At 68.2% G+C, this 17133-nt stretch carries 16 protein-coding genes and 1 pseudogene; 12 read left to right on the forward strand and 5 right to left on the reverse strand.

Features of this window, described 5'->3' with window-relative positions; all coding sequences use genetic code 11:
- The first annotated feature begins 85 nt into the window (after positions 1 to 85).
- Genes ccoG through ccoS form a run of 4 tightly spaced genes read left to right on the forward strand, consistent with a single transcriptional unit; the run spans position 86 to position 4343 of the window.
- Positions 86 to 1519 carry a cytochrome c oxidase accessory protein CcoG gene (gene ccoG, locus ACN0RJ_RS14535; RefSeq protein ID WP_417720294.1) on the forward strand — a complete coding sequence of 478 codons (1434 nt, stop codon included), beginning with the start codon at positions 86 to 88 and terminating at the stop codon, positions 1517 to 1519.
- Positions 1519 to 1980, forward strand: coding sequence for a FixH family protein (locus tag ACN0RJ_RS14540; protein ID WP_417720293.1), 462 nt, complete (start codon positions 1519 to 1521; stop codon positions 1978 to 1980). The genes ccoG and ACN0RJ_RS14540 overlap by 1 nt, the downstream gene beginning before the upstream one ends.
- Positions 1981 to 1987: 7 nt before the next feature.
- Positions 1988 to 4180, forward strand: coding sequence for a heavy metal translocating P-type ATPase (locus ACN0RJ_RS14545; RefSeq protein ID WP_417724713.1), 2193 nt, complete (start codon positions 1988 to 1990; stop codon positions 4178 to 4180).
- A gap of 4 nt (positions 4181 to 4184) precedes the next feature.
- Positions 4185 to 4343 carry a cbb3-type cytochrome oxidase assembly protein CcoS gene (gene ccoS / locus ACN0RJ_RS14550; RefSeq protein WP_417720291.1) on the forward strand — a complete coding sequence of 53 codons (159 nt, stop codon included), beginning with the start codon at positions 4185 to 4187 and terminating at the stop codon, positions 4341 to 4343.
- 69 nt (positions 4344 to 4412) lie between these two features.
- Here the strand turns inward: ccoS and ACN0RJ_RS14555 are convergent, their stop codons facing one another.
- Both ACN0RJ_RS14555 and ACN0RJ_RS14560 read right to left on the reverse strand, forming a co-directional pair.
- Positions 4413 to 5993, reverse strand: coding sequence for a GMC family oxidoreductase (locus tag ACN0RJ_RS14555; RefSeq protein WP_417724714.1), 1581 nt, complete (start codon positions 5991 to 5993; stop codon positions 4413 to 4415).
- Between the two features lie 67 nt (positions 5994 to 6060).
- Positions 6061 to 6519 (reverse strand): Lrp/AsnC family transcriptional regulator, encoded by a 459-nt coding sequence (locus ACN0RJ_RS14560; protein WP_417724715.1) that lies wholly within the window; start codon positions 6517 to 6519, stop codon positions 6061 to 6063.
- Positions 6520 to 6664: 145 nt separating this feature from the next.
- On the opposite strand from ACN0RJ_RS14560, the gene ald reads away from it, so the two are divergent.
- Positions 6665 to 7783: an alanine dehydrogenase gene (ald, locus tag ACN0RJ_RS14565; RefSeq protein ID WP_417724716.1), complete on the forward strand. Its 1119-nt coding sequence runs from the start codon at positions 6665 to 6667 to the stop codon at positions 7781 to 7783.
- A gap of 172 nt (positions 7784 to 7955) precedes the next feature.
- Here the strand turns inward: ald and ACN0RJ_RS14570 are convergent, their stop codons facing one another.
- The 3 genes from ACN0RJ_RS14570 to ACN0RJ_RS14580 form a co-directional block, all read right to left on the reverse strand.
- Entirely contained in the window at positions 7956 to 8843 is an 888-nt protein-coding gene (locus ACN0RJ_RS14570; RefSeq protein ID WP_417720287.1) for a cation diffusion facilitator family transporter, read from the reverse strand.
- Positions 8844 to 8942: 99 nt separating this feature from the next.
- Positions 8943 to 9365: a large conductance mechanosensitive channel protein MscL gene (gene mscL / locus ACN0RJ_RS14575; protein ID WP_417720286.1), complete on the reverse strand. Its 423-nt coding sequence runs from the start codon at positions 9363 to 9365 to the stop codon at positions 8943 to 8945.
- Positions 9366 to 9518: 153 nt separating this feature from the next.
- On the reverse strand, positions 9519 to 9968 hold the full coding sequence (locus ACN0RJ_RS14580; RefSeq protein ID WP_417720285.1) for a YtoQ family protein: 450 nt from the start codon (positions 9966 to 9968) through the stop codon (positions 9519 to 9521).
- 347 nt (positions 9969 to 10315) lie between these two features.
- On the opposite strand from ACN0RJ_RS14580, the gene ACN0RJ_RS14585 reads away from it, so the two are divergent.
- From ACN0RJ_RS14585 to ACN0RJ_RS14615, 7 genes and pseudogenes are all read left to right on the forward strand, one after another.
- Positions 10316 to 11362 carry a rod shape-determining protein gene (locus ACN0RJ_RS14585; protein WP_417720284.1) on the forward strand — a complete coding sequence of 349 codons (1047 nt, stop codon included), beginning with the start codon at positions 10316 to 10318 and terminating at the stop codon, positions 11360 to 11362.
- A gap of 53 nt (positions 11363 to 11415) precedes the next feature.
- Positions 11416 to 12324: a rod shape-determining protein MreC gene (mreC, locus tag ACN0RJ_RS14590; RefSeq protein ID WP_417720283.1), complete on the forward strand. Its 909-nt coding sequence runs from the start codon at positions 11416 to 11418 to the stop codon at positions 12322 to 12324.
- Positions 12317 to 12856 (forward strand): rod shape-determining protein MreD, encoded by a 540-nt coding sequence (locus tag ACN0RJ_RS14595; protein WP_417720282.1) that lies wholly within the window; start codon positions 12317 to 12319, stop codon positions 12854 to 12856. Before mreC ends, ACN0RJ_RS14595 begins: the two co-directional genes overlap by 8 nt.
- The gene (gene mrdA, locus ACN0RJ_RS14600; protein ID WP_417720281.1) at positions 12853 to 14772 is read left to right on the forward strand and encodes a penicillin-binding protein 2; all 1920 of its coding nucleotides are present in this window, start codon (positions 12853 to 12855) and stop codon (positions 14770 to 14772) included. Before ACN0RJ_RS14595 ends, mrdA begins: the two co-directional genes overlap by 4 nt.
- On the forward strand, positions 14769 to 15914 hold the full coding sequence (rodA, locus tag ACN0RJ_RS14605) for a rod shape-determining protein RodA (RefSeq protein ID WP_417724717.1): 1146 nt from the start codon (positions 14769 to 14771) through the stop codon (positions 15912 to 15914). The genes mrdA and rodA overlap by 4 nt, the downstream gene beginning before the upstream one ends.
- A gap of 4 nt (positions 15915 to 15918) precedes the next feature.
- Positions 15919 to 16854: a 2-hydroxyacid dehydrogenase gene (locus tag ACN0RJ_RS14610; RefSeq protein WP_417724718.1), complete on the forward strand. Its 936-nt coding sequence runs from the start codon at positions 15919 to 15921 to the stop codon at positions 16852 to 16854.
- A 183-nt stretch (positions 16855 to 17037) separates the two neighbouring features.
- Positions 17038 to 17133 (forward strand): annotated as a pseudogene (locus ACN0RJ_RS14615) (ribulose-phosphate 3-epimerase); the annotation flags it as partial.

The following is a 17133-nucleotide window of genomic DNA, read 5'->3' on the forward strand; positions in this document are numbered from 1 at the left end:
GCAGTATTTGATGCAGGTCAAGGTCGGGAGCGCCGGCGCGGACCAGAACGGCGGGGACAGGCAATAACGAAGCGGAGCGATTCCCGTGGCCGAAACCCCAGAGCCAGCCCCCTCACTCTATGCCGCGCGCGAGCCGATCTTTCCGCGCCGGGTCAGCGGGCCGTTCCGAAACCTGAAATGGGTCCTCCTGACGCTGATGCTCGCCATCTATTACGTCACCCCGTGGATCCGCTGGGACCGCGGGCCGGAATTGCCCGATCAGGCGGTGCTGCTCGATCTCGCCGGCCGCCGGTTCTTTTTCTTCTGGATCGAGATCTGGCCCCATGAATTCTACTTCGTCGCGGGCCTGCTGGTCATGGCGGGGCTCGGCCTCTTCCTGTTCACCTCGGCGCTCGGCCGGGTCTGGTGCGGCTATGCCTGCCCGCAGACCGTCTGGACCGACCTGTTCATCCTCGTCGAACGCTGGATCGAGGGCGACCGCAACGCGCGCCTGCGCCTGCACCGCCAGAAGGCATGGGATCTGCGCAAGGCCCGCCTTCGGCTGACGAAATGGGTGGCCTGGTTCCTCATCGCACTGGCGACCGGCGGGGCCTGGGTGTTCTACTTTACCGATGCGCCGACGCTGGCGGTGGATCTGGTCACCGGCAACGCCCATCCCGTCGCCTACACGACCATGCTGATCCTGACCGCGACGACCTTTGCCTTCGGCGGCTTCGCCCGCGAACAGATCTGCATCTATGCCTGCCCGTGGCCGCGCATCCAGGCCGCCATGATGGACGAGGACACCCTCACCGTCGGCTACCGCGAGTGGCGCGGAGAGCCGCGCGGCAAGCACCGCAAGGCCGGGGGCGCCGAAAAGCTGGGCGACTGCATCGACTGCCGCGCCTGCGTCAACGTCTGCCCGGTGGGCATCGACATCCGCGACGGCCAGCAACTGGCCTGCATCACCTGCGCGCTCTGCATCGACGCCTGCGACGACGTCATGGCCAAGATCGGCAAGCCGCGCGGGCTGATCGATTACCTGGCCCTGTCCGACGAAACCCGCGAGCGCGCGGGGCACGAACCGCGCTCGGTCTGGAAACACATCTTCCGCCCGCGCGTGATGCTCTACACGGGTCTGTGGTCGCTGGTCGGCGTCGGTCTGGTCTTTGCCCTGTTCATCCGCCCCGAGATCGAGATGACCGTCGCGCCGGTGCGCAACCCGACCTTCGTGGTCCTCTCGGACGGCTCGATCCGCAACACCTACGACGTGCGCCTGCTCAACAAGCACGGCGAGGACCGACCCTTTCGCATGACCCTGACCGGAGACGACCGCCTGCGCGTGCAGCTCGAAGGGTCGCCCTACGAAACGGTCACGGTGCCCGCCAACGAAACCTATCTGCAAAGGGTCTACGTGATCGCGCCGCGCGGCTCCGATCCGGCCCGGGACGAACGCACGCCGTTCCGCTTCTGGGTCGAGGATCTGACCAACGGCGACCGCGCGCACAAGGACACCATCTTCAACGGGACGGAAAACTGATGACCGCAGAGCGCAAACTCACCGGCTGGCACGTGCTGGCGATCTTCACCGGCGCCTTCGGAATCATCATCGCGGTGAACCTGACGCTGGCGTGGAATGCCGTGGCCACCTTCCCGGGGCTGGAAGTGGCGAATTCCTACGTCGCCAGCCAGACCTTCGACGCGCGTCGCACCGCGCAGGAGGCGTTGGGATGGTCGGTCGCCGTCACGGACGACGACGGCACGCTCACCCTCGCCATCACCGATCAACGCGGCTACCCGGTGCAGCCCGCCGGTCTCTCGGTCAAGGTCGGGCGCAGGACGTCGGCGCGGGACGACCACGCGCCGACGATGCGCTTCGACGGGGTCGGCTACAGTGCCGCCGATCCGCTGGCGCCCGGCTACTGGAACGTGTGGGTCAACGCCCGCGCCCACGACGGCACGCCGTTCGAACAGCGGCTCGACATCTTCGTGAAGGAGTGACGCAGCGATGAGCGCCGCGATACGGCCCCGAATATCGGCATGCCCGGCCTGCGCCGCCGCCCCTGCCGCCGAAACGCTGGCCGCCCGCGCCGCGCCCCGGGGCGCGACGCTGGTGCTGTCCCTGCCCACCATCCATTGCGCCGCCTGCATGGCCGCCGTCGAGGATGCCCTGACCGGCGTTCCCGGCGTCGCCTCGGCGCGGGTCAACCTCACCCGGAAACGGGTCAGCGTCGAAGCCGCGCCCGGCGTCACCGCCGGGATGCTGATCCCGGTGGTGCAGGCGGCGGGCTACGAGGCGCACGAGCTCGACGCCTCGGCATTGCAGGCGACCGCCACGGATACGGCCGGACGCGAGCTGCTGATGCGGCTGGCGGTGGCGGGCTTTGCCATGATGAACGTCATGCTGCTGTCGGTGGCGGTCTGGTCCGGCGCCGAGGGCCCGACGCGCGACATGTTCCACTGGATCTCGGCCGCCATCGCCCTGCCCACCGTCGCCTTCTCCGGCCAGCCGTTCTTTCGCAGCGCGATCGGCGCGCTGCGCGCCCGACGGCTCAACATGGATGTGCCGATCTCGCTCGCCATCCTTCTGGCGCTCGGCACCTCGCTTCGGGAAACCTCGTTGTCGGGGGAACATGCCTATTTCGATGCCGCGGTATCGCTGACCTTCTTCCTGCTGATCGGGCGCTATCTCGATCATCGCACCCGGTCCGTCGCCCGCTCCGCCGCCGGGGAACTCGCGGCGCTCGAAGTGCCCCGCGCCTGGCGGGTGGACGGGACCGGGGCCGAGGAACAGGTGCCCGTCGCCGCCCTCGCCGTCGAGGATGTGCTGCGCATCCGCCCCGGCGGCCGGATGCCCGTCGACGGCACGGTGGTCGAAGGCCTGTCCGACCTCGACCGTTCCCTGCTGACGGGCGAGACACTGCCCGTTCCCGCGGGACCCGGCACCGAGGTCAGCGCCGGCGAGGTCAACCTCTCAGGCCCGCTGCTCGTGCGCGCGTCGGCGGTCGGACGCGAAACCTCGCTGCATCGCATGGCGGAACTGGTCGCCGTCGCCGAATCCGGGCGCGCGCAGTACACCCCGCTGGCCGACAAGGCGGCCAGGCTTTATGCGCCCGGCGTGCACATCCTTGCCGCGCTGGCCTTTCTCGGCTGGCTCGCCTGGAGCGGCGACCTGCGCATCGCGGTCAACATCGCCGCCGCCGTGCTCATCATCACCTGCCCCTGCGCGCTGGGGCTTGCCGTGCCCGCCGTGACCACCGCCGCCTCGGGCCGCCTGTTCCGCAGGGGGCTGCTCATCAAGGATGCCACAGCCCTCGAACGCCTGGCCGAGGTCGATACCGTCGTGTTCGACAAGACCGGCACACTCACCACCGGCACCCCCCGCTGTACCAACATCGACGGGATGGACCGGGAGGAGCAGGCGATCGCCCTCGCGCTGGCGGAGGGAAGCGCCCATCCGCTGGCCGTCGCCCTAGCCGCCGCGCTGCGCCGGTGCGACGTGGTGCCCGCCCCCGTGACCGGCATGCGCGAAGTGCCGGGCCAAGGCAGCGAAGGCCATCTCGACGGCGTGCCTGTCCGGCTCGGCCGGCTGCCCGCAGGGCACGACGCGACAGAGCCGGAGGTAACCACCACCTGGCTGTCGGTGGGGGATCGTCCGCCGCGCGCCATCACCTTCGCCGACACCCTGCGCGACGGCGCCGCAGAGGCCGTGACCGCCCTCCTCGCCGAAGGCAGGACGGTGATCCTGCTGTCCGGCGACACCGCCCCCGTCGTCCGGACGCTGGCGGCACAACTCGGCATCACGGACTGGCAGGCCGGGGTCCTGCCGCAGGAAAAGGCCGCCCGGGTGAAAGCGCTGAGTGACGGCGGGCATCGCGTCCTCATGGTCGGGGACGGGCTCAACGACACGGCGGCGCTTGCCGGCGCCCATGTGTCGATCTCGCCCGCCTCGGCGCTCGACGCGGCCCGGGTCGCCTCCGACATCGTGCTGCTGGGGAAATCCCTTGCCCCGTTGCCCGAGGCCATGGCGACCGCCCGGACCGCCACGCGGCGCATCCGCCAGAACTTCGCGCTCGCGTCGTGGTACAATGTCATCGCCGTGCCGCTGGCCATCGCGGGATTGTGCTCTCCCCTCATCGCCGCCCTGGCGATGTCGGCCTCGTCGGTGACCGTGTCGCTGAACGCCTTGCGATTGAGGTGATGCCATGAATGTCCTGAGCTACCTGATCCCGATCTCGCTGATCCTCGGCGGTGCCGGGCTGTTGTTCTTCGTCTTCACGGTGAAATCGCGGCAATACGACGACCCCGATGGCGACGCCCGGCGCATCCTGTCGGACCGCTACGACGACCACCCGAAGCCGTGACGGCCCCGCCGGGACCCAAATCTTTTTCAAAAGATTTGCAAATTCCTTGAAAGGAATTTGGCGCCCGGTTCAGGCGCCGAGCATGAGGTCCGCGGCCTTTTCCGCGATCATGATCGTCGGCGAATTGGTGTTGCCCGACACGATCCGCGGCATCACGCTCGCATCCACCACCCGAAGACCGTCGACACCTCTGAAACGCAGATCGCCGTCCAGCGGCGCCGAGGCCTCCGTGCCCATGTGCACCGTTCCGACCGGGTGGAAGATCGTGGTCCCGATCTCTCCCGCCGCCGCCTTCAGGTCGGCGTCGCTGTCCCGCGCTCTCCCCGGCTTGACCTCTTCCGGGCGATACCTCGCCATCGCCTCCTGCGCCATGATCCGCCGCGTCAGCCGGATGGCATCGACAGCAACCCGCCGGTCCGCATCCGTCGAGAGGTAGTTCGGCGCGATACGCGGCGCGGCCTCCGGGTCCGGTGAGGTCAGCGACACGGTGCCCCGGCTCTCGGGACGCAGGTTGCAGACGCTCGCCGTCACGGCGGGGTAGGCGTGCAGGGGTTCGCCGAAGGCATCCAGCGACAGCGGCTGCACGTGATATTCCAGGTCCGGGGTTTCGAGCCCCTCGCGCGAGCGTGCGAAGGCGCCGAGCTGCGACGGCGCCATCGACATCGGACCCGACCGGCGCAGCAGGTATTCGAGGCCGATCATCGCCTTTCCGACCATCGAATTCGCCAGTGTGTTCAGCGTCTTCGCGCCGGCAAGCCGCCAGGAACAGCGCAACTGCAAATGATCCTGCAGGTTCGCTCCGACCGCAGGAGCATCCCGGATGACATCGATCCCGTGTGCGCGCAGGCTCTCCGCCGGGCCGAGGCCGGAGAGCTGCAGCAGGTGGGGCGAATTGATCGCCCCGGCGGAGAGGATCACCTCGCCGCCGCAGCGTGCCTCGCGCAGCGCGTCTCCCTGCCGGTAGGCGACCCCCACGACGCGGTGCCCGTCGAAGATCAGCCGCCGGACGCGGGCAAGGGTTTCGACGCGCAGCAGATCCTTCGGCGCGGTGCGCAGGAACGCCTTGGCGGTGTTCATGCGCCACCCGTTGCGCTGGTTGACCCGGAAGTATCCGACCCCCTCGTTGTTCCCGGTGTTGAAATCACCGACACGGGGGATGCCCTCGGCTTCGGCGGCGGCCATCCAGTCGTCGAGCACATCCCAGTGCAGGCGCTGGTTCTCGACCCGCCATTCCCCGCCGGCGCCGTGAAACGCGCTCTCGCCCTCGACGAAATCCTCGGACTTGCGAAAATACGGCAGGACATCGTCCCAGCCCCAGCCCGTCAGCCCCGACTGGCGCCATCCGTCGTAATCCGCCGCCTGGCCGCGCAGGTAGAGCATGCCGTTGATCGAAGAACACCCGCCCAGCACCTTTCCGCGCGGATAGAGCAGCGAGCGCCCGTTCAGGCCCGGCTCCTCGGCGGTGCGGTAACACCAGTCGGTGCGGGGATTGCCGATGCAATAGAGATATCCCATCGGGATATGCACCCAATGGTAGTTGTCCCGCCCCCCCGCTTCGAGAAGAAGCACGCGCCGCCCCTTCTCCGTCAGGCGTTTGGCCAGAACACAGCCCGCGCTGCCCGCGCCGACGATGATGTGATCCCAGGACATGACGCTTCCTCCGGTCTCCCCCGAAGCGGTATGGCAGAGCCCCCCCGACCCCGCAAGTTTGCCCGCCTCACACCGGAAGCGCGGTTGTCCGGAACACCGTCCGCAGGGCAAAGCTCGACTGCATCTGCGCCACGCCCGGCAGGCGCGACAGATGCTGGCGATGGATGCGGGCGAAATCCTCGGTGTTCTCGGCCACGATCTTGAGGATGTAATCCGCCGTGCCCGCCATCAGGTGACATTCCAGGACGTCCGGCACCCGCGCGACGGCCTTCTCGAAGGCATCCAGAAGCTCTTCGGCCTGCCCGCTCAGCGTGATCTCGACAAACACCGTGGTGGGGAACCCCAACCGGCGGGCGTCCAGCAGGGCAACGTAGTTTCCGATATAACCCTCGGCCTCGAGACGCTGCACCCGCCGGTGGCAGGCCGAGGCCGATAGGTTGACGGTTTCCGACAGATCCGCGTTCGAGATCCGCCCCTGCTTTTGCAACGCCCGGAGGATGCGCCTGTCGGTATCGTCCAGTTCCATGCCGAGTTTCCTTCGCCGTCAGCCGCATTCACCGAAGATTCTTCGACCCGGCTGCGCGACAACGCATCAAATCCGGCGGGAAATTGCAAGGGACGCGCGTCATTCTGTCCGTACGGACCACCATCGCACAACGGGAGAACGTGCCATGAAGATCGGATGCCCCACTGAAATCAAGCCGCAGGAATACCGGGTGGGCCTCACCCCCAACGCGGTGCGCGAACTGGTCGGCCATGGCCACGCCGCCCTGATCCAGAGGGGCGCGGGACTCGGCGCGGGCTTCGAGGATGCGGACTATCTCGCCGCGGGGGCGAAGATCGCCGCAGACGCCGCCGAGGTCTTTGCAACGTCGGACATGATCGTGAAGGTCAAGGAACCGCAGGCCGCGGAACGGGCCCTGCTGCGCGAAGGGCAGATCCTGTTCACCTACCTGCACCTTGCCCCCGATCCCGATCAGACCCGCGACCTGCTCGCTTCAGGCGCCACCTGCATCGCCTATGAAACCGTCACCGACGCACGCGGCGGCCTGCCCCTGCTGGCGCCGATGTCCGAAGTCGCGGGACGCCTCGCGCCGCAGATGGGGGCCTGGACCCTGCAGAAGGCCAACGGCGGGCGCGGCGTGCTGATGGGCGGAGTGCCCGGCGTCGGACCGGCCAATGTCGTGGTGATAGGGGGTGGCGTGGTCGGCACCTTCGCCGCGCGGGTCGCCGCCGGCATGGGTGCGGAAGTCACCGTGCTCGACCGCTCGCTGCCGCGCCTGCGGTATCTCGACGACGTGTTCGGCGGCATGTTCTCCACCCGCTACGCGAGCGCCGGGGCGACGGCGGACCTCGTGGCCGGGGCCGACATGGTCATAGGTGCCGTGCTCGTCCCCGGGGCCGCCGCCCCGAAACTCGTCTCGCGCGCGCAACTCGGCGACATGAAGCACGGCGCCGTGCTCGTGGATGTGGCGATCGACCAGGGTGGCTGCTTCGAAACCTCGCGCGCCACCACCCATGACGATCCGGTCTACGAGGTCGACGGCATCCGCCACTATTGCGTCGCCAACATGCCCGGCGCGGTGCCGCGCACCTCGACCATCGCCCTCGGCAATGCCACCCTCCCGTTCGTGCTCGCCCTCGCCGACAAGGGCTGGGCCGCGGCCTGCCGCGAGGATACCCACCTGCTGCAGGGGCTGAACATACACGCCGGGCGGCTCACCAATGCCCCGGTCGGCCTGGCCCTCGGCATCGACGCGATCACCCCGGACGACGCGCTCGAACTCTGACCACGCTCCGGGACACGCCCGTCCCGTGCCCTTGCCGCACGACGCGGCGGCGGCACGGGACGGCCTGCCTCCGGCGGGGATATTTCAGGCCAGAAGAAGCCCTTGGCGCTCAAGTGTTTCTTCTGGCCGAAAATATCCCGGGGGGTCGCCGGAGGCGACGGGGCAGAGCCCCTCAGAGCACGACGATGCCGCTGTGTTTCGCCTTGTGCTCGGGCTCCACGTGAATGGTGATGCGGCCATCGTCGAATTCCGCCTTCAGCGCCTCTTCGATGCGGTCGCAGATGTCATGTGCCGCGTCCACGGTCATGTCGCCGGGCACGACAAGGTGGAATTCGACGAAGGTGGCGCGTCCGGCATGGCGCGAGCGCAGGTCATGCGCCTCGACCGCGCCGTCGGCATTGGCGGAGATGATGTCGCGCAGCCGCTCCAGATCGGCATTCGGGACGCTTTCGTCCATCAGCCCGCCGACGGAGCCGCGGATCACGTGCCAGCCTGACCAGAGGATGTTGATCGCGACCAGCGCCGCCAGCAGGGGATCGAGCCAGAGCCACCCGGTCAGCACCGCCGCCGACACGCCGATGGCCACCCCGATGGAGGACACCACGTCCGTCATCAGGTGGCGGCCGTCCGCCTGCAGCGCCGGGGAGCGCAGCCGCCGCCCCTCGCGCATGAGGGTTGCCGCCCAGATCGCGTTGAGCACGCCGGCCGCGACGTTGATGGCGAGGCCGAGCCAGGCGGCCTCGATCGCCACGGGATGGGTCCAGGCCGACCAGGCTTCGCGCAGGATCAGGATCGCCGCCACGATGATCATCACGCCTTCGAGAACGGCGCTGAAGTATTCCGCCTTGTGGTGGCCGTAGGGGTGGTCCGCATCCGGCGGCTGCGCCGAGATCCGGACCGCAAGGATGGCCGCCACGGCGGTTGCCACGTTCACGATGCTTTCCAGCGCGTCGGACATCAGCGCGACCGAGCCGGTGAGCCACCAGGCCAGCGTCTTGATCGCCAAGACGGCAAGGCCCACGACAAGGCTGCCGTAGGCGATCTTCATCGCTCTGGACATGCGGATCCCCGTGGCTGGCGGTCGCGGGTCTGATAGCGGCGCGGGCCACGATCCGCAAGACCGTGACCCGCGGGATTTTGCCGCCCTGCGGCGGGCCGTCTATTTCCTGAGCGAGTCGCGGATTTCCAGCAGAACGTCGAGTTCGGACGGGCCGGTCGAGACCTCGGGTGCGACCTCGTCCGGCTTTTCGGCCATGGATTTCACCCGGTTCACCATCTTGACCAGCATGAAGACCACGAAGGCGATGATCAGGAAGTTGATGATCGCCATGATGAAGCTGCCGATGGCGAAGACCGGGGCGCCGGCCTCCTTTGCGCTGTCGAGCGAGGCATAGGTTCCGCCGTCGAGCGCGTAGAACCAGCCGCTGAAATCGACGCCGCCGGTGAACAGCGCGATGATCGGGTTGATGATGTCACCGACCAGCGAGGTGACGATCGCGGTGAAGGCCGCGCCGACGATGATGCCGACGGCCATGTCCATGACATTGCCCTTGGCGATGAAGTCCCTGAATTCCTGAATCATGTACCGTTTCCCCCGGAAATACCCTGACGGGCCGCCGATACCCTCCGACGGCCTTCCGGCAGCGATTAAAGCCACGGAGAAGGCCGTCGCACAAGGGCAGGCGGGCGCGAACGGGAAGCGGCCGGGGAAATTCCCCGCGCCGCGGCGCGCCCGTTATCCGGGCAGCACGCCGGTGAGGGTGTAGCGCAGCAGGGCCACCACCTGTTCGGGGGTGCGGGCGACCGCCTGCGCGGCCGCGTTCACTTCCTTCAGGGCGTGATCGTGGTCGGGCTGCTGCAGGACGATCAGGGATTTGCCCAGCGCCGCCGCATAGCCCGCGTCGAAGGCGGCGTTCCACTGGCGGTATTTCTCGCCGAAGCGCACCACGACCACATCGCTGTCCGCGATGGCCTTGCGCGTGCGGATGGCGTTGAGCGCGGCGCCCTTGCGATCGTGCCAGAACTTGTCCTGCTCCGCCCCGAGGATCGCGACGCCGCAGTCGTCGCTGGCGGCATGATCGGTCACCGGCGCGGAAAAGGTCAGGTCCAGCCCCTGGGCGCCCTCGATGATCCGTTCGCGCCAGTCGGTGTGGATTTCCCCCGACAGATAGACGTTCAGCCCCATGATATCCTCCCATTCGGTTGCCGTCCCCGAGATAGGGACATCCGCCCCGGATGCAAGCGGGCCGTGCCGCCGCGATGCCGTCGCGGCCCTGCGGAACCGCAGGTTCGCAACGCGGCCGGGCATGCCCGGCCCGCAGGGTACGGGGCCACGTGATTCGCCCGGCCTGCCGGGAAAAAGCGGCGCCGCGCCCGGTGCGGGCCGGGTCGGGAAAATGGCCCGGCTCGCGGCGGTTTCACGCTGATGTGCGCCGGAATGACCCTTTCACCCCTTGGGATGCGGTCCTATAAGGGCTCCGGTTTCGTCTCCGGAGGAGTCGCGGCCTTCATACGATTTGGGACAGGAAAAGAATGTTTGGCATCGACAAACTCCTGGGCATGTTCTCTGCGGACATGGCTATCGACCTTGGCACCGCGAATACCCTGGTTTACGTCAAGGGCCGCGGAATTGTCCTGTCCGAACCGTCGGTTGTGGCCTATCACGTCAAGGATGGCGTCAAGAAGGTCCTTGCCGTGGGCGAGGATGCGAAGCTGATGCTCGGGCGCACGCCGGGCAGCATCGAGGCGATCCGCCCGATGCGCGAGGGCGTGATTGCCGACTTCGACACCGCCGAGGAAATGATCAAGCACTTCATCCGCAAGGTGCACAAGCGCTCGACCTTCTCCCGCCCCAAGATCATCGTCTGCGTCCCGCACGGCGCCACCCCCGTCGAAAAGCGCGCCATCCGCCAGTCGGTGCTGAGCGCCGGGGCCCGCAAGGCCGGGCTGATCGCGGAACCCATCGCGGCGGCCATCGGCGCGGGGATGCCGATCACCGATCCGACCGGCAACATGGTCGTGGACATCGGCGGCGGAACCACCGAAGTGGCCGTGCTGTCGCTGGGCGACATCGTCTATGCGCGCTCGGTCCGGGTCGGCGGCGACCGCATGGACGAGGCCATCGTCAACTACCTGCGCCGCCAGCAGAACATCCTCGTCGGGGAATCCACCGCCGAGCGCATCAAGACCTCCATCGGCACGGCGCGGATGCCCGACGACGGGCGCGGGTCTTCCATGCAGATCCGCGGCCGCGACCTGCTGAACGGCGTGCCGAAGGAAACCGAGATCAGCCAGGCCCAGGTGGCCGAGGCCCTCTCCGAGCCCGTCCAGGCGATCTGCGAGGCGGTGATGACCGCGCTCGAAGCGACGCCGCCGGACCTTGCGGCGGACATTGTCGACCGCGGCGTGATGCTGACCGGAGGCGGCGCGCTGCTCGGCGATCTCGACCTCGCGCTGCGCGAGCAGACCGGGCTGGCCGTGTCGATCGCGGACGAGAGCCTGAACTGCGTGGCGCTCGGCACCGGCAAGGCGCTGGAGTACGAAAAGCAGCTTCGCCACGCGATTGACTACGACAGCTGATCTGCCCACCCTTCGGGCGCGGGCAGGCAGCCCCTGCCCTCTGGGGGAAACCAATGGCGAGACACGGGTCTCAGAGTGACGATTATGCCGGACCGCTGAAGCGCCTGCTTCTGGCGGTCCTGCTGATCTGCCTGTTCGGCCTGTTCATCTTCTGGCGCATCGATTCCCCGCGGGTGGAGCGGTTCCGCGCGCAGATCGTGGATGCGGTCATTCCCGGCTTCGACTGGGCGATGGCGCCGGTGACCGGCGCGGTCAAGATCCTGCGCGATTTCCAGTCCTACCAGCGAATTCACGACCAGAACCAGGAACTTCGGCGGGAACTGCGCCAGATGACCGCCTGGAAGGAGGCCGCGCTTCAGCTCGAACAGGAAAACGCCCGGCTGCGCGATCTCAACAATGTCCGGCTCGATCCGAGGCTGACCTACATCACCGGCGTCGTCCTGGCCGACAGCGGCAGCCCGTTCCGGCAATCCGCGCTGATCAACGTCGGCTCGCGCGACGGCATCGTCGACGGCTGGGCGACGATGGACGGCATCGGCCTCGTCGGGCGCATCTCGGGTGTCGGGGCGAACACCAGCCGGGTGATCCTGCTGACCGACGCGACCAGCCGCATCCCGGCGACGATCCAGCCCTCCGGGCAGCGGGCGCTGGTGGTAGGCGACAACACCGCCGCCCCGCCCATCGACTTTCTCGAAAATCCCGACCAGGTGCGCCCCGGCGACCGGATCGTGACCTCGGGCGACGGCGAAGTCTTTCCCCCCGGCCTTCTGATCGGACAGGTCGCGCAGGACCCCGGCGGGCGGTTGCGGGTGCGCCTCGCCGCCGATTACGAGCGGCTGGAATTCCTGCGCGTCCTGCGCGACCACGGCGCCCGGCGCGTCACCTCGCCCTCGGCGCTGATCCTGCCCGAGGCAGCGCCCGCCGCCGATACGGCGGAGGCGACGGAGACTCCGGATGGCTGAATCCCGCGCGGCCCGGCTCTGGATCATGCGCGCGGCGTTCGTCGGCCTCTCCTTCGCGGTCATGTTCTACCACCTCCTTCCGCTCGACATGATGCCCGCGCGGCTGGCCGGGCCCGACGTTCTTGTGCTGCTGTGCCTGTCCTGGGCGCTGCGCCGGCCCGACTACGTGCCCGCGATCCTGGTGGCCGCGGTCATGCTGCTGGCCGACCTGATGTTTCAGCGCCCGCCCGGCCTCTGGTCCGGGCTGGTGCTGCTGGCGACGGAATTCCTGAAATCCCGCGACCGGCGCGACCGCGAGAGCACCTTCTTCATGGAGTGGGTTTCGGTCGCCATCGTGCTGCTGGCGATCACGATCGCGTTCCGTCTGGCGCTTGCCATCTTGATCGTGCCCGCCGGTCCGTCTTTTCTGGGTATCATGCGCTATCTGACGACCGTCGCCGCCTATCCCGTGGTGGTGGTGCTGTCGCAGCTCCTGCTCGGAGTGCGGCGGATGGCGCCGGGCGAATTCAGTGCATCGGGGAGGGCGCAATGAGACGCACACCACGCGACACGGCCGAAAGCTCCCGCAAGATCTCGCGGCGGGGGCTGCTGCTGGGCGGCACGCAGCTTGCCTTTGCCGCGACTCTCGGCATGCGGATGCGCTACATGCAGGTCGACCAGGCCGACGAATTCCGCCTGCTGGCCGAAGAGAACCGCATCAACATGCGGCTGATCCCGCCGTCGCGCGGGCGGATCTTCGACCGCAACGGCACCATCATCGCCGAAAACGAACCCACCTACCGCATCACCGTCGTGCGCGAGGATGCGGGCGACGTGGAGGACGTGATCGCGCGGCTGTCCGCGCTCGTCGAACTGGACGAGGACGAGCTGAAGCGCGCCATGACCGAGATGCGCCGCTCTCCGCCGTTCCTGCCGATCACGGTGGCGGACCGGGTGAGCTGGGACGCCATCAGCCGCGTCGCCGTCAACGCCCCCGCCCTGCCCGGTGTGACCCCGGAGGTCGGCCTGTCGCGGTTCTACCCGCAACACGACAATTTCGCCCATGTGGTCGGCTATGTCGGCCCCGTCTCCGAACGCGACCTCGAACGCTACGAGGACCCCGAGCCGGTGCTGCGCATTCCGCGCTTCCAGATCGGCAAGGTCGGGATCGAATCCAAGTTCGAGGAAGAGCTGCGCGGCAAGGCGGGCGCCAAGCGGGTCGAAGTCAACGCCGTGGGCCGCGTGATGCGCGAGCTCGACCGCCGCGAAGGCGATGCGGGCGCGGACCTCCAGCTGACGCTCGACAGCAACCTGCAGGACTACATCAAGGCCCGCCTGGGCGAGGAATCCGCCTCCTGCGTGGTGATGGACCTCGAACATGGCGACATCCTCGCGATCGCCTCGGCGCCGTCCTACGATCCCAACAAGTTCGTCCGGGGCATCTCGGTCGCCGATTACGGCGAGCTGCGCGACAACAACCACCGCCCGCTCGCCTCCAAGACCGTGCAGGACGCCTATCCGCCCGGCTCCACCTTCAAGATGGTCTGCGCCCTCGCGGCGCTTGAATCCGGCATCGTCTCGGCCGAGGACACCGCCTATTGTCCCGGCCATTTCGAGGTCGGCTCCCGCCGCTTCCACTGCTGGAAGCGGGGCGGACACGGCTACGTCAACCTCGAACATTCGATCCGCGAAAGCTGCGACGTCTATTACTACGACCTCGCGCTCAAGATCGGGATCGAGCGCATCGCCGACATGGCGCGCCGCCTCGGCATGGGCGAAGCGCCGGACGTGCCGATGTCGGCGGTCACCGCCGGCCTCGTGCCGGACAAGGAATGGAAGCTGCGCGAACGCGGCGCCTCCTGGCGGATCGGCGATTCCGTCAACGCCTCCATCGGGCAGGGCTTCGTTCTGTCCTCGCCGTTGCAACAGGTGGTGATGGTCGCGCGCATCGCCACAGGGCGCGACATCCAGCCCCGCCTGATCAAGCGCATCGACGGGATCGAGACCCCCTCGCGCGCGGGCCAAAGCCTCGGCATCAACGAAGGCCACCTGCGGCAGGTGCGCAAGGCGATGTACGCCGTGTCCAACAACCGGCGTGGCACCGGCTACAGGTCGCGCATCGTGGCCGAGAACATGCTCATGGCCGGGAAATCGGGGACCTCTCAGGTCCGCAACCGGGTGGTGCGCAACGAGGACGTGCCCTGGGAAGAGCGCGACCACGCGCTGTTCGTGAACTTCGCGCCCTACGACAACCCGAAGATCGCGGTTTCGGTGGTGGTCGAGCACGGCGGCGGCGGCTCCGCCGCGGCGGCCCCGATCAACCGGGACGTGACCCTCCAGGCGCTCTACGGCGGCACGCCGCCGCTCGATGCCTACCCCTCCCCCGACCGCAGCCGCATCCAGGCCCAGCAGGAGCGGTACGAACGCGAGCGCAAGGCGCGCGATGCCGACCAGCGGGGCCGCGCATGAGTTACCTCGAGTACAACGTCAAGACCGTCCCCGCCGGCTGGCGCAAGATGTTCTACCTGAACTGGCCGATCGTCGTGCTGCTGAGCGCCGTGGCCGGGGTCGGGTTCCTGATGCTCTACTCCGTCGCGGGCGGCAGCCTTTCGCCCTGGGCGGAACCCCAGATGAAGCGCTACCTACTGGGGCTCGCCGCGATGTTCGCCGTTGCGCTGGTGCCGATCTGGCTGTGGCGCAACCTGTCGGTGGTGATCTACCTCGGGGCACTGGCGCTGCTGGTCGCGGTGGAACTGTTCGGCGCCATCGGCATGGGGGCGCAGCGCTGGATCGACATCGGGTTCATGCGGCTGCAGCCCTCCGAGGTGATGAAGATCGCCCTCGTCATGGTGCTGGCCGCCTATTACGACTGGCTGCCCATGCGCCGGGTGTCGAACCCGATCTGGGTCATCGCGCCGATCGTCCTGATCCTCGTGCCGACCGGGCTGGTGCTGATCCAGCCCGACCTCGGCACCGCGCTGCTGCTGGTCATCGCGGGCGCGCTGATGATGTTCCTTGCCGGGGTGCACTGGCTCTATTTCGCCGTGGTCGGTGCGGCCGGGGTCGGCGGCGTCTACACTGTCTTCCTGTCGCGCGGCACCGACTGGCAGCTTCTCAAGGACTACCAGTTCAAGCGTATCGACACCTTTCTCGACCCGTCCACCGACCCGCTCGGCGCGGGCTACCACATCACCCAGGCCAAGATCGCCATGGGCTCCGGCGGCTGGACCGGGCGCGGGTTCATGCAGGGCACGCAGTCCCGGCTGAACTTCCTGCCGGAAAAGCATACCGACTTCATCTTCAACACCCTCGCCGAGGAATTCGGCTTTGTCGGCGGCTTCTCCCTGCTGGTGCTCTACGTGCTGATCCTGCTGTTCTGCATCATCGCCGCCCTGCAGAACCGCGACCGCTTCTCGTCGCTGTTGACGCTGGGCGTGGGGCTGACCTTCTTCCTGTTCTTCGCCGTCAACATGTCGATGGTGATGGGCCTTGCCCCGGTCGTCGGCGTGCCGCTGCCGCTGGTCAGCTACGGCGGCTCGGCCATGCTGGTCCTGATGATCGGCTTCGGGCTGGTCCAGAGCGCCCATATCCACCGACCGAGATCAAGGTAACCGCATGACCCTCTCCATCCTCTACGCCGCCTCCTCCCCCAGTTGGGAGGAGTACGAAGCCCCCCTGACCGCGGCGCTCGGGGCCACCGGGCTGCGCTACCGCCTCGGTCCCGACCTTCCTGCGGCCGAGGTCGACTACATCGTCTATGCGCCGGATTCCGACGTGCAGGATTTCTCGCGCTTCCCCCGCCTCAAGGCGGTGCTGAACCTCTGGGCCGGCGTCGAAAAGGTCGTCGGCAACCCGACGCTGAGGGTCCCCCTCGCCCGGATGGTGGACGACGAAGGCCTGACGCAGGGCATGGTGGAATATGTCACCGGACATGTGCTGCGCCATCACCTCGGCATGGACGCCCATATCGTGAACCCCGACCATGCCTGGCACCACGAAGCGCCGCCGCTGTCGCGCGACCGCCCGGTGACCGTTCTGGGCCTCGGCGCGCTCGGCACCGCCTGCGCGCGGGCGCTGAGCGCGCTCGGCTTCCCGGTGACAGGGTGGAGCCGCACCGCCAAGCAGATCGACGGGCTGCGCTGCCTGCACGGGACAGATCAGCTCGGAACCGCGCTCGACGGCGCGCAGATTCTCGTCCTGCTGCTGCCCGACACCGCCGCGACGACCGATATCCTCGATGCCGCGGCGCTTGCACGGCTGGCGCCGGGCGCCTTCGTGATCAATCCCGGCCGCGGCCCGCTCATCGACGACGGCGCCCTCCTCGCGGCGCTGGACAGCGGCCGGGTGGCCCATGCCACGCTCGACGTGTTCCGGACCGAACCGCTGCCGCGCGACCACGCCTACTGGGCCCACCCGGGCGTCACGATCACCCCGCACATCGCCTCGGAAACCCGCGCCGGATCGGCGGCCCGGGTCGTTGCCGACAACATTCGCCGCAGCGAGGCGGGCGAGCCGCTGCGTCATCTTGTGGACCGCGCCGCAGGTTACTGATAAACGCCGCGTCACGCACAGGAACCCGTCGCCATGCCCGTCACCCGCTCCAATATCGCCGCCTCCGCAATCAAACGTGCCGCCGCCGAATAACCCCTTCTTCCGGCTCGAAATATCCCGGGGGGATCGCCGCAGGCGATGGGGACAGCGCCCCCTCCCCGCTCACCACAGGGAACCACGCCCATGACCATCGACCGCTCCGTCAAGATCGCCCCCTCCATCCTCTCCGCCGATTTCGCCGATTTCGGACGCGAGATCCGCGCCATCGAGGACCAGGGC

The organism is Salipiger sp., from assembly GCF_048261495.1.
In the GTDB taxonomy this organism is placed as follows: Bacteria; Pseudomonadota; Alphaproteobacteria; order Rhodobacterales; family Rhodobacteraceae; genus Salipiger.

Coding starts and splice junctions, on each gene's coding strand:
- mrdA (WP_417720281.1), top strand. CDS start 12,853: ATGAGACGCACACCACGCGACACGGCCGAAAGCTCCCGCAAGATCTCG.
- ACN0RJ_RS14570 (WP_417720287.1), bottom strand. CDS start 8,843: ATGTCCAGAGCGATGAAGATCGCCTACGGCAGCCTTGTCGTGGGCCTT.
- ACN0RJ_RS14610 (WP_417724718.1), top strand. CDS start 15,919: ATGACCCTCTCCATCCTCTACGCCGCCTCCTCCCCCAGTTGGGAGGAG.
- ACN0RJ_RS14555 (WP_417724714.1), bottom strand. CDS start 5,993: ATGTCCTGGGATCACATCATCGTCGGCGCGGGCAGCGCGGGCTGTGTT.
- mscL (WP_417720286.1), bottom strand. CDS start 9,365: ATGATTCAGGAATTCAGGGACTTCATCGCCAAGGGCAATGTCATGGAC.
- ccoS (WP_417720291.1), top strand. CDS start 4,185: ATGAATGTCCTGAGCTACCTGATCCCGATCTCGCTGATCCTCGGCGGT.
- mreC (WP_417720283.1), top strand. CDS start 11,416: ATGGCGAGACACGGGTCTCAGAGTGACGATTATGCCGGACCGCTGAAG.
- ACN0RJ_RS14560 (WP_417724715.1), bottom strand. CDS start 6,519: ATGGAACTGGACGATACCGACAGGCGCATCCTCCGGGCGTTGCAAAAG.
- ACN0RJ_RS14580 (WP_417720285.1), bottom strand. CDS start 9,968: ATGGGGCTGAACGTCTATCTGTCGGGGGAAATCCACACCGACTGGCGC.
- ACN0RJ_RS14595 (WP_417720282.1), top strand. CDS start 12,317: ATGGCTGAATCCCGCGCGGCCCGGCTCTGGATCATGCGCGCGGCGTTC.
- ACN0RJ_RS14585 (WP_417720284.1), top strand. CDS start 10,316: ATGTTTGGCATCGACAAACTCCTGGGCATGTTCTCTGCGGACATGGCT.
- ald (WP_417724716.1), top strand. CDS start 6,665: ATGAAGATCGGATGCCCCACTGAAATCAAGCCGCAGGAATACCGGGTG.
- ACN0RJ_RS14540 (WP_417720293.1), top strand. CDS start 1,519: ATGACCGCAGAGCGCAAACTCACCGGCTGGCACGTGCTGGCGATCTTC.
- rodA (WP_417724717.1), top strand. CDS start 14,769: ATGAGTTACCTCGAGTACAACGTCAAGACCGTCCCCGCCGGCTGGCGC.
- ACN0RJ_RS14545 (WP_417724713.1), top strand. CDS start 1,988: ATGAGCGCCGCGATACGGCCCCGAATATCGGCATGCCCGGCCTGCGCC.